Annotated in this window: 11 protein-coding genes, 1 tRNA gene and 1 pseudogene; 2 read left to right on the top strand and 11 right to left on the bottom strand. The window is 70.4% G+C overall.

Annotated features, from left to right (window positions below; genetic code table 11):
* Nucleotides 1-61, bottom strand: a pseudogene (locus ABD340_RS48275) (Clp protease N-terminal domain-containing protein); the annotation flags it as partial.
* A gap of 110 nt (nt 62-171) precedes the next feature.
* Here ABD340_RS48275 and ABD340_RS46655 point away from each other — a divergent pair.
* Nucleotides 172-762, top strand: a complete 591-nt coding sequence (locus tag ABD340_RS46655; protein WP_344598488.1) for a TetR/AcrR family transcriptional regulator — start codon at nt 172-174, stop codon at nt 760-762.
* Here ABD340_RS46655 and ABD340_RS46650 read toward each other — a convergent pair.
* Together ABD340_RS46650 and ABD340_RS46645 are read right to left on the bottom strand one after the other, a co-directional pair.
* The gene (locus ABD340_RS46650) at nt 748-1,497 is read right to left on the bottom strand and encodes a DUF72 domain-containing protein (RefSeq protein ID WP_344598486.1); all 750 of its coding nucleotides are present in this window, start codon (nt 1,495-1,497) and stop codon (nt 748-750) included. The two genes, ABD340_RS46655 and ABD340_RS46650, sit on opposite strands and share 15 nt — an antisense overlap.
* Before the next feature lie 137 nt (nt 1,498-1,634).
* Nucleotides 1,635-1,707, bottom strand: a tRNA-Asn gene (locus ABD340_RS46645).
* Between the two features lie 153 nt (nt 1,708-1,860).
* Here ABD340_RS46645 and ABD340_RS46640 point away from each other — a divergent pair.
* Nucleotides 1,861-2,148 carry a YtxH domain-containing protein gene (locus ABD340_RS46640; RefSeq protein ID WP_344598484.1) on the top strand — a complete coding sequence of 96 codons (288 nt, stop codon included), beginning with the start codon at nt 1,861-1,863 and terminating at the stop codon, nt 2,146-2,148.
* 9 nt (nt 2,149-2,157) lie between these two features.
* On the opposite strand, the gene ABD340_RS46635 is transcribed toward ABD340_RS46640, so the two are convergent.
* The 8 genes from ABD340_RS46635 to ABD340_RS46600 form a co-directional block, all read right to left on the bottom strand.
* A complete protein-coding gene (locus ABD340_RS46635; protein WP_344598483.1) occupies nt 2,158-2,649 on the bottom strand; it encodes a hypothetical protein in 492 nt (163 codons plus the stop codon).
* A 9-nt stretch (nt 2,650-2,658) separates the two neighbouring features.
* Nucleotides 2,659-3,978 (bottom strand): amylo-alpha-1,6-glucosidase, encoded by a 1,320-nt coding sequence (locus ABD340_RS46630; RefSeq protein WP_344598481.1) that lies wholly within the window; start codon nt 3,976-3,978, stop codon nt 2,659-2,661.
* A 106-nt stretch (nt 3,979-4,084) separates the two neighbouring features.
* On the bottom strand, nt 4,085-4,894 hold the full coding sequence (locus tag ABD340_RS46625) for an HAD family hydrolase (RefSeq protein ID WP_344598479.1): 810 nt from the start codon (nt 4,892-4,894) through the stop codon (nt 4,085-4,087).
* Entirely contained in the window at nt 4,891-7,446 is a 2,556-nt protein-coding gene (locus ABD340_RS46620; protein WP_344598477.1) for a phosphoribosyltransferase, read from the bottom strand. Before ABD340_RS46620 ends, ABD340_RS46625 begins: the two co-directional genes overlap by 4 nt.
* Nucleotides 7,443-8,600 (bottom strand): HpcH/HpaI aldolase/citrate lyase family protein, encoded by a 1,158-nt coding sequence (locus ABD340_RS46615; protein ID WP_344598475.1) that lies wholly within the window; start codon nt 8,598-8,600, stop codon nt 7,443-7,445. Before ABD340_RS46615 ends, ABD340_RS46620 begins: the two co-directional genes overlap by 4 nt.
* Before the next feature lie 59 nt (nt 8,601-8,659).
* On the bottom strand, nt 8,660-9,238 hold the full coding sequence (locus ABD340_RS46610; protein ID WP_344598473.1) for a TerD family protein: 579 nt from the start codon (nt 9,236-9,238) through the stop codon (nt 8,660-8,662).
* Between the two features lie 44 nt (nt 9,239-9,282).
* Nucleotides 9,283-10,422 (bottom strand): DUF475 domain-containing protein, encoded by a 1,140-nt coding sequence (locus ABD340_RS46605; RefSeq protein ID WP_344598472.1) that lies wholly within the window; start codon nt 10,420-10,422, stop codon nt 9,283-9,285.
* A gap of 34 nt (nt 10,423-10,456) precedes the next feature.
* Nucleotides 10,457-11,035: a TerD family protein gene (locus ABD340_RS46600; protein WP_344598471.1), complete on the bottom strand. Its 579-nt coding sequence runs from the start codon at nt 11,033-11,035 to the stop codon at nt 10,457-10,459.
* Nucleotides 11,036-11,067: the final 32 nt, after the last annotated feature.

Below are 11,067 nucleotides of genomic sequence, written 5' to 3'. Positions count from 1 at the left end.
TGGCCTCTTCCTGAGCCAGAACGACAACCCGCCGCGCGCGGTCGGTGAACCTCTCGAACATCTCCTCGCCCCTTACCAGGCGCCATGCCAAGAATCGGAGTCTATACTCACCTTTTAGCCAGAGATTACGGAGTCATTGCTCCGGATGTCAATGCACAGGAGACCGATCCGATGCCCTCGCCCAAGCGCGCGACGACCCGATCCGCCCTCGACGGCAGGTCGCTGCGCGCCGACGCGCAGCGCAACCGCCGCCGCATCCTCGAGGCCGCCGAGACGGTCTTCGCCGCGAAGGGCCGGGACGCCTCGACCGAGGAGATCGCCCAGAAGGCGGGCGTCGGCATCGGCACCGTCTTCCGCCACTTCCCCACCAAGGAGGCGCTGCTCCAGGCCATCATCGGGAAGGTCGCGACCGGCCTCGCCGAGGACATCGAGCGGCTGCTGCAGGGCGATCCCGCCACCGCGTTCTTCACCTTCTTCACCCGGATGGTGGAGCAGTCCACCGAGAAGAAGACCGTGGTCGACCTGCTCGCCGAGGCCGGCATCGACATCACCGTCGCCAAACCCGTGCACGCCCTTCGCCAGGGCATCGAGGACCTCCTCGCCAACGCCCAGCGCGCCGGAACGATCCGCGCGGACGTCCGCGCGCCCGAGGTGATGGCCCTCCTCATCGGCGTCTGCCAGGCGTCCCTGCACACAAGCTGGGAGCCCGATCTACAGGACCGGACGCTGGCGGTCGTGTTCGACGGCCTACGCCCGCGCTGACGTGGGCTTCCGGCCGCCAACAGCGGCGGCGAAACGCACCGCGTCGCGTACGGCGGCACCGCCCGGGTCGTTGTTGAAGTACACATAGACGTCCCGCTCGGGGCCCCACGTGTCTGTGATGCGGCGCGCCCACGACGCCAGCGCCCTGTCCCCGTACTTCGGCCAGGGCGTGGCGGCCCCTTCGTGGAAGCGCATGTAACCCCAGTCCGCCGTGCGCCAGAGGGGCGACACGGGGCGCCCGAGAATGTCCGCCCAACACAGCGCCGCGCCGTGGCGTTCCAGCACGTCCCGTATCTCGTCGTTCCACCAGGTCTCGTGGCGAGGCTCGACGGCGATCCGCACCTCATCGGGGAAGCGTCCCAGGCACTCGTTTAGCAGCCCGGTGTCGGCGCGCAGCGTCGGCGGCAGTTGCAGCAGGACCGGACCAAGCCTGCCGCCCAGGCCACGGGCCGCGCGCATCAGCCGCTCCACCGGCTCGGCCGGGTCCCTGAGCCGCTTGATGTGGGTCAGGTAGCGGCTCGCCTTGACCGCCATGACGAACCCCTCGGGCGTACGGTCGCGCCAGGCCTCGAACGTCTCCCGCTTCGGCAGCCGGTAGAACGCCGCGTTGTTCTCAACAGTCGGAAAGGACTCGGCGTACCGCTCGAGCCACAACCGCTGAGGAACCCCGACCGGGTAAAGCACCCCGCGCCAGTCCGCGTACTGCCAACCGGACGTGCCCACAAGCACAGGCATACAACGTTCCTACCCGGCCACGACCGCCCTAGGTGTGCTGTCCGAACAGGCGACAGAGCACTCGGGCACGGACGGGAAAGCCCCGTTCCGGATCATCCGGAACGGGGCTGACCTGCGTCTGTGCAGGTGAGGTTTTGCTCCCGCGATTGGACTCGAACCAATAACCTGCCGGTTAACAGCCGGCTGCTCTGCCGATTGAGCTACGCGGGATCGGGTCGCCCGGCCGGGCCTCCTAGGCCCCGCCAGCGCGTCTAGGTTAGCGCATCACGGGAGGTGCTCGCGCACCCTTAAATCCCAGGCGACTGGCCCGGCGGTTCCTGGGTATGGGAGGGGCACGAAACCACAGAGCACCGGGGGTTAGGCATGAAATATCGCCTGACGTTCATGGCGGGTGCGGCGCTGGGCTACGTCCTGGGGACCAAGGCCGGCCGCGAACGGTACGAGCAGATCGTCCAGGCGTCGCGGCGGGTCAGCGAGAACCCCAAGGTCCACGAGGCCGCCGAGACGCTGCGCACCAAGGGCGGCGAGCTCGCCGGGGCCGCCCGGGAGCGGGTTCCCGAGCAGATCGGGCAGCGGATGCCCGGGCGCCGCGACACGCCGGGCGAAGCCCAGGAGACCGCGCGGCCCGACACCTCGGCGCCGACCCCCTAGAGGGACCACCTAGAGGCCCGTCTGGCGGCGCAGGTCCTCCAGGAGTTGCTCGGCCTGGGCGTGCAGGCCCGGGTCGGAGGCGTCCATCCCCGCCTCGAAGACGAACGACCAGCGCACCTCGCCGCCGCCGGCCGGGCGCCGTCCCGCGATGCGGACCGAGCCGCCCCCGGGCAGTTTGGCGTGGTGGCTGACCACGACGGTGGCGGTGACGCGTTCCCGCACCGTCTCGGGGACCGAGCCGGGGTCGGTGAGGCGGACGTGGTGCTCCGGGCCGCCTGAGGTCTCGTGGACGTGCAGCCAGCCGTCCTTCCAGGAGGCGCGGTCGACGCGCTCCCACGGCAGCCGCAGGAACTCGCCTGAGAGCGTGGGCAGGTGCAGGGCGGTGGAGGTGGCGACGACGTACGAACCGCCGCGGGTGGGCGCGGTGGCAAGGGTTCGCTCGCCCCGTTCCAGGGTGAGCTTGTCGCGTACGGGGGCGGGTGGCCGCCGGGAGAGGCGCATGCGTTCACGTTACGCGGCCCGCGGCGCGCGGCGGGCGCCCAGCAGGTCCAGGACGAGCGCCGCGGACCAGCTGTGTTCGTGGCCGCCGCGGCCGGTGCCGTCGAACGGGTCGAAGAACTCGCGGAACCCCGACTGGCGGACCAGGCGCAGCGTCGCGCCGTACAGCAGGTCCGCGATCACCGGGAGGCCGTGGCCGAGGGCGCCGTGCCACAGCAGCCAGTTGATGTTGATCCAGGTGGGCCCGCGCCAGTACCCGGCCCGGTCGAACGCGGGCGCCTGGATGTCGCAGGTGGGGACGGGGTAGCCGGCCGCGCCGGCGAAGCGGGCCGACAGCAGCAGGTCGACGAGGGAGCGGACCACCGGGTCCGGCAGTTCGGGGTCCAGGAGCGGCACGAACCCGGCGGCGCTGATCACCGGGAGCAGCCGGCCGGCGCGCAGGTCGCGGGCGCGGAAGCAGCCGGTCTCGCCGTCCCAGAGCCGGTCCAGGAGGGCCTGGTGGATGCGCTGGGCCCGTTCGCGGTGCGGTGCGGGGTCGCGGCCGAGGATCTCGGCGAGTTCGGCGAGGGCGTGGGTGGAGGCGAGGTAGGTCGCGTTGACGAGGGGGTCCTCCACGGCGAAGGGGTGCGACTCGCGCATGTAATCGGTCTTGTAGCCGGCCTCGCGGAGCAGGGTGACGAGCCATACGTAGCGTTCGTAGTCCTCGCCGGTGGGGAGGCTGCTGGACGTCCTATGGGGCGCGTACATGGTCGGGGGCAGTTGCAGGGCGCCCAGGGGGCTGTCCCAGGTGGGGCTGTTGTCAAGGCCCGATTCCCACGGGTGGCATATGGCGACGAGCCCGCTGGAGCCAATGTCCCGGCATTGGGCGAGGTAGCGGTGCTGTGCCACCAGCATCGGGTAAAGGCGGGCCAGGAAGGTGCGGCTGCGTTCTGCATCGGCGGCGCACTCGTGTAGGCGCAGGGCGGCCAGGGCGTGCAGCGGGGGCTGGGTGAGGCCCGAGGTGTGGACGCCGTGGGGCGCGTGGGGCTGGCGGTCGCTGCGCCACAGGTCGGGCCCTGGGAAATAGGCGTGCCGTGCGAGTGTGGTGTTGAACACGATGTGCGGGACCAGCCCGTCGGCCCACTGTCCCCGGAAGAGGGTGAGCAGTTCGCGTTCGGCGCGGTCGCGGCGGTGCCTGGCCAGGCCCATGCTGACGAAGACCGAGTCCCAACTCCACTGGTGCGGGTAGAGGCCCGGGGAGGGGACGGTGGCCGACCCGGTCCAATTGGCATCGAGAACCCGGGCCGCGGCGTCCCAGAGCGCGGTCTCGTCGCCGGTCAGACGGGCAGTCATAGGGCCAGTACGACCTCCCGATCGGCTCTCCCGCGGGGCGGGAGGGTGTATGCCCGCGGTCAATTCTTCCCTCTGGAAGCCGGGTGGGCGACCCCTGGGCCGGTCTTTATCTTCCGGCCGTGCGGCTCAGAAGCCAGGCGATGGTCTCCTCTCCCGCCTCGATGCCGGCGGCGGTGGTGATCGTGGTGTTCGGGGACGTCCAGCCGGTCTCGTGGAGCTCGCCGTGGGCGGGCCTGATGGACGCGTCGGCGGCCTCCAGGAGTTCGACGTCGAGGAGGGAGTCTCCGGCCGCCAGCGTCGAGTCCGCGCCCGTACGGCGGGCCACCTCGGCGGCCGCCGCCGCCTTGGTGAGGCCTTCGGGAAGGCAGTAGATCTTGCGGCCTTGGAGGGACGTCCGCCAGCCGCGTTCGGCGCACCAGCCGGTGAGCTCGTCCACCCACCCGGTTGGGAGAGCCGTCCGTTCTACGACGGCGTAGGCGAAGAGGTCCGAGGCGGTGCGGCGCTTCAGGACGAACGCGCCGCTTATGCCCGCGAGGTGTTCCCGTACCTCGGCCAAGGCCGTGCCCGTCTCGGCGTTGCGCGTCCGTACGGCCGAGGACCAGTCGGGGTCGTCCACCCCGTCCACCAGGATGTGCCCGCCGTTGGCGCAGATGGCGTAAGGGGACGGCTTGTCGAACAGGTGCACGCGGGCGTACTGCTCCGGCGTACGGGTCGTCGTGGGGACGAACGTGGTTGCGGCGGCCAGGGCTTCCAGCCCTCGGGCGGCCGTCTCTGTCATGTAGGAGAGGGGGAGCGCCTGGTACAGCTCCACACAGAGCAGGCGGGGCAGGGTTGCGTCGTCGCGGCCTTCGAAGCCGAGGGCCGCCTGCGAGTAGATGAGCGTACGGTCAAGGTCGGAACACACCAGAACGCTCATTGCACGGCCCCTTTTCCATAGCGCGGGTGGATCAGGCCAACGCAGGCGTATGGAATCGCCTCGGGTTCGATGTCCTCTACGGGAACGCCCCGTTCGGCGGCCAGGAGCCTGATGTGGGTCAGGTCTTCCTCTGCGTCGGCACGGGCCAGCACCTTCCAAGGGACGCGCCGCAGCAGCACCCGCGTGGTCTCCCCCACGCCCGGCTTGATGAGGTTCAGGTCGTCGATGCCGTGCGCCTCGCCGACCCGGCGGACCGCCTCCCAGCCGGACCAGTCGGGCGCGCGGTCGGCGGCGAGCAGGCCGGGCAGGTCCTGGACGACGCGTCCGGCGACGTCGCCGAAGCGTGCGCACACCGCGTCGAGGAAGGCCGCCGACATGTCGGCGGCGGCCAGTTCGGAGTAGAACTTGGCGCCGTGGAAGTCGCCGGGGCCGATCAGGTCGCGGTTCAGGACGGTGCGGCTGACCAGGCCCGACACCGTCGAGTTCAGGCACGCCGACGGGATCAGGAAGTCGTCGCGGGTGCCGAACAGGGACGTGCAGCGGCCGGGGTCGGCCAGCACCGCCAGGTCGGGCGGGAACCGCCGGCCCGTCGCGGCGGCGTGCGCGCCGAGGGCCGCGGTGAGCTCCCGGGTGATCGCGCCCTTGCCCGTCCAGCCGTCCACGAACATCACCCGCGCCGGGTCGTGGCGGGCGGCGATGTGGGTGAGCGCGACCTCGTCGATGCCGCGCCCGCGCACGATGCTGATCGCGTAGTGCGGCAGGTCGAGGCCGTGGGCGAACCGCGCCCAGCGGCGCGCCAGGATCCCGACCGGGGTGCCGGCGCGGGCCAGCGACACCAGGACGGCCCCGGGCCCGCGTTCGGTCAGGATCATCTCGGTGATGACTCCGACCGCGTACGCGAGCCTCTCCGCGGAGGCGTCGAGGGCGTCGCGGAAGAGCCGCTGGTATTCGGGGCTCGGCTGGTACTCGACCGGAAGGGATTCGGAGTAGTGCGCCCGCCCTGCTTGTATGGCCGCCTCCCGCTGTTCCGTGGGAGCCTCCAGCCGAACGGCCGAGAGGTCCTTCAGAAGCCACGCCACGTCTTCGGCCGGATAGCTGCCGAAGTCCGGGCCGTGCAAAGGCTCAGGGCCGGGGCGGTGCGAGGGCACGGTGGCCAGAACCGTGGGTGCGAGCCCCTGCAACTGGGCGAGAAGGCCCTCGGCCAGGGCGGGGGTATCGGCGGCATCGTCGATCACGAGCACGATCGCATCGAACGCGCGGGACGGGTCTTCCCCAGGAGCCACGTTGTAGGCGTAGCGTTCCCCTGGCCCGTCGGCAGGTTCGTCATGTGCCGGGAAGCTGAGACGCGTGCGGATGGCGTAACCGGGGTCGTCCACGGCGAGGACTGGCGAGCGAGTCGTCGTCGAGTAGCGGACGTCCACATCACCGGGCAGGCCGTCCGCAAGGGCCCCGGCCAGGCGCAGCGGCGCGTACATCAGCTCTTCGAACCCCAGCACCAGGACCCTGGACGCGTCAGCAGGCAAATGCGCGGCGACGCGTTCCGCCATGGACGCCAAGGCGTTGTCGAGACATTCACGGTGTTCGGGCAGGAATCCGTGCCGTCCGCCATCGGGAAGCCCCTCAGGCCAGCCCAGATCGACCCTCGCCACCTTGAACGGCCCTGTTTCCAAGGTGTCGGGGGCGGGAGGGTGTTCGAGGCCGGTGACCAATGCCTGACCCGCTTCGAGAATGCCTTCGGGCAACGCCACCCGCCCTGTGGCCAAGGCCACAACGTCTATGCGCGCTCCCAGCGTCGCGGCGAAGGCCTGTACGGCGGCACGGTCATCGTCCCCCCGAAGGTCGACGAGAGAGGCCACCACGTAGTGCGCGCGTGGACGCACCCTATGGAGCGCCGCGATCGTGTTGATGACCGTGCGGCCGGTGGACAGTTCGTCGTCCACCAGCACGAGCGGAACATCGCGCTCGAAGAGCGCGGGGTCGCTCGGGAGAAGGAGATGGCTGGTGGCGTGGCTGTGCTCCTCCTCGAAGCCGCCGTACGTACTGAAGCCTTCGACTGGCCGCCGCGTGGAATGCAGGTAGCAGGCCCCGCCGAGCGCGTCCGCCACTGAATGGCCCAAAGCCGTCGCGGTCTCGGCGTAGCCGAGAACCATGGCGTCCACAGGCTCACGCGGTTCGCGCAGGCGGTCACACAGCTGCTCCGCAGCGTCCTTGCGCCCGTGCAAGGCGTCGGCCAGCAACACCCCGCACCCGGCGTCCCCGGGGGCCGCACCCAAGCAACGGCGGACGAGCTCGCCCAGCAGCAGGCCCGAGCCGTACACCAGGCGCGGATCGGTAGGGACATGCTTGCCGAGCACGGTCGACACCAGCAGATGCGCACGACGCGGGTTGCGGCGTACGGCAAGCCCCACTAGGTCGACGAGCTCCACCAGATCCGCAAGCAGGCCCTCGCCGACGGGACCCGCACCATCACGCAGCCGCACACCCAGGCGGGACGCCACCCACTCCCCCGGCCACACCCGGTGCTCACCAGGCCGCGCGTCCAGCACGCTCACTGGCCGCCCGCCGCTTCCAGCAACTCGACGAACGTCACGCCCTCCGCCGCCACCCCGAACACCCGGGCGCGCAGCATCAGCCGCTCCGCCCAGGCCCGATGCGGCTTGGCCTCGTTCATCTTGTTGGCGTAGACGCTGCGCATCGCGCCGCCGCCGTTCTCCCCGAGGATGTCGGAGGCATCGCAGTACTCCTCATGCGTCACCACGGACAGGGCGTGCACCGCCGCCACATGGCTCGGGTGGATGACGGTCTTGCCGATCAGGCCGTTGGCCTTGTCCAGATGCACCTCGCGGATCAGGCCGTCCAGGTCCGAGGTGATCAGCCGCTCCCGCAGCGGCGCGGCCCGCAGCGCCTCGAACGGCGACTGCCGCAGCTGCGGCTTGAACATCCGCTCCCCGGCCGAGAAGTACTCCCAGACCGGGCCCGTCACCACGAAGCCGGTGCCGTCGGCCCGGCCCAGGATGTTGACCACGTCCGCGATCGCCCCCGCCACCGGGCCGATGTCGTAGATCGACAGGTCGGGCGGACGGCGCAGCCCGTACGCCGCGGACATGTCGGTCGCGCCGATCCGCACCGCCAGCACCCGCTCCCGGTGCTTGGCCAGCAGCCGCGCCACGTCCTGGAGCAGGTCGGTGCGGGTCTCCCGGTACACCGCCTGATCGCTCTCGATCACCGGCATGGCCAGCAGCCGGTGCCCGGTACGCGCCTCCGCCGCCGCCACCGCGTCCAGGAACTCCCCGCCCGCCGCCGCGGTGAACTTGGGCAGGACGAAGCCGCTCACCAGCTCCGCCGCCGCGCCGAGCCGCACCGCCAGGTCGCCTACCTGCTCGACGGTGCGGACCCGGACGAACAGCAGCGGCGCCTGCGTGCCCGCCGTGTGCACCCGCTCCAGCTGCGCCACCAGGTTGGCCTCGGCCGCCGCCACGTCCTCGTCGGCGACCGAGTCCTCCAGGCACAGCACCATGCTGGCCACGCCGCGCCGCGCGGCCTTGGCGACGTCGGCGGCCAGGGCCGGGCGGATCGCGGGGCAGTACAGCGTCGCGCCGAGCGCCACCGCCAGCAGCGACGGGTCGTCGTGCCGGTCGAAGGCGCGGGGGTGCCGGTAGAACAGGTGCTTGCGGAGCCGGCTCTCGATGTGGTCAAAGTGCCGCATGCACGCCGGATCCTCCCGCTCTCATCCGTCCGCGCCCACCGGCGGTCCCGCGGCCGGTCTCACAGGTGGGCGGAGACCGTCGGGAGGAGGTGCTGGAACGTCCGCCCGTTGGCGGTCGCGCCGATCGCCGTCATCGCCCAGCCCTGCCCGTCCCGCGACACCTTCGCCATGATCTGCGCGTTGTGCCCGCCGGAACCGCTCAGCTCGTAGCGGGCGATCTCCCGCCCGGTCGTCTCGTCCACCAGCCGGCAGAACGCGTTGGCGATCTGCGAGAAGTCCTGGCCGGTGAAGGAGTTCACGGTGAACACCAGCTGGGCGACGTTGGACGGCACCGACGGCAGGTCGACGTTGATGACCTCGTCGTCGCCCTCGCCCTCCCCGGTGAGGTTGTCGCCGGTGTGCAGCACCGAGCCGTCCTTGCTGCGCAGCTGGCGGAACCACACCTGGTCGGCCAGGTTGCCGCTGGCGTCGAACATCAGGCAGGACGCGTCGAGGTCGATCGACTGCGCCTTGGACTTGCCGAACCGCCCCTTCTTGGCCACCGCGTCCCAGCCCAGGCCCATCTTGACCCGGGTGAGCCCGCCCCCGTCCGGTTTGGCCAGCGATACCTTCTGACCCTTCTGCAGCGAGATCGACATCATCAGCTCCTTTGGTGAGACCGATTACACGCAGGATGGTCCGGCTACACCCCGGAGGAGTGCAGCTGCTTGTCCTCGCCGGCCGCGGCGTCTTCCTCGTCGCCCTCGCCGGAACGGTTGCGCACCACCGAGCTGAGGAAGGCCGCGATGATCAGGCCCGCGCCCAGCCCGCCGGTGATCCATTCGGGCACGTGGTGCGCGATGCTGATCAGCATGCACACGGCCAGGGCGCCGATCGCCCAGTGCGCCCCGTGCTCCAGGTACACGTACTCGTGCAGCGTGCCCTTGCGCACCAGGAAGACGGTGAGCGAACGGATGTACATCGCGCCGATGCCCAGCCCCAGCGCGATCACGATCGGGTCGGTGCTGATCGCGAACGCGCCGATGACGCCGTCGAAGGAGAACGAGGCGTCCAGCACCTCCAGGTAGAGGAACAGGAAGAAGCCGGCCTTGCCGGTGGCCAGCGCCAGCTGGCTCGGCCCGCCGCGGCGCTCCACCTCGGCCTCGGCCTTCGCGTCGCCCTCGTCGTCCCCGTCGTCGTCATCGTCCTCGTCGAGGCCGCTGGCACCGGAGAACAGCTCGCCCAGCCCGTTCACCAGGATGTAGGTCACCATGCCGAGCACCCCGGCGATCATCACGTTGCCCGGGTCCTTCGCCCAGACCCCCGACACCAGCGCCAGCGAGCCGCCGGCCACGACCACCGACAGCTGGTCCAGCTTCCCGATCCGCGCCAGCGGCCGTTCCAGCCACGGCAGCCACTTGTGCGCGTGGTCCTCGAACACGAAGTCCAGGAACAGCATCAGCAGGAACATCCCGCCGAACGCGGCGATCGTCGGATAGGCCGACTCCATCGCGTGGTGGTACTGCTCCGGCTCGTTCAGCGCCAGATCGAACGCCTCGATCGGCCCCAGCCCGGCGGTGATCACCACGATCACCAGCGGGAACACCAGCCGCATGCCGAACACCGCGATCGCGATGCCGATGGTCAGGAAGATCTTCTGCCAGAACGGGCTCATCCGGTCGAGCACCTTGGCGTTGACCACGGCGTTGTCGAAGGAGAGCGAGATCTCGAGGACGGCCAGGACCGCCACCAGCGCGAGCCCGGCGGGGCCACCATAGAGGAGCGCGACGACCAGTCCGATGGCGGTGACCCCGAAGGACCACCCGAAGGTGCGAAGAATCATGCGTACTTTTCTGTTCGAGGTGGGCCGGCGGCGTTCAACCGACGTTGACGCCGAAGTCCATGGCGATGCCGGCCAGGCCGGAGGCGTACCCCTGGCCCACCGCGCGGAACTTCCACTCTCCGCTGTGCCGGTAGAGCTCACCGAAGACCATCGCGGTCTCCGTCGAGGCGTCCTCGGTGAGGTCGAACCGGGCCAGCTCGGTGCCGTCGCTCCGGTTCACGATCCGGATGAAGGCGTTGCGGACCTGGCCGAAGTTCTGCGCCCGGCTGTCGGCGTCGTAGATCGAGACGGGAAAGACGATGCGGTCGCACCCGGCCGGCACGGCGCCGAGGTCGACGTTGATCGACTCATCGTCGCCCTCGCCCTCTCCGGTGAGGTTGTCGCCGGTGTGCTCGACCGATCCGTCGGGGCTCTTGAGATTGTTGAAGAATACGAAATGCTGATCGGAGAGTACCTTACCGCCGGAGTCGAGCAGCAGCGCCGACGCGTCGAGGTCGAAGTCGGCGCCGGTGCTGGCCCGCACGTCCCAGCCCAGCCCCACGGCGACGGCGGTGAGATCGGGGACGGCCTTGGTGAGCGAGACGTTTCCGCCCTTGGCGAGCGATACTCCCATGATCGGATACTCCCTGCTGGAGAGGCCGGCCG

It is taken from the genome of Actinomadura vinacea (assembly GCF_039532545.1).
In the GTDB taxonomy this organism is placed as follows: Bacteria; Actinomycetota; Actinomycetes; order Streptosporangiales; family Streptosporangiaceae; genus Spirillospora; species Spirillospora vinacea.
The sequence above is the reverse complement of the archived record's forward strand: the minus strand, read 5'-3'. Positions and strand labels throughout refer to the sequence as shown.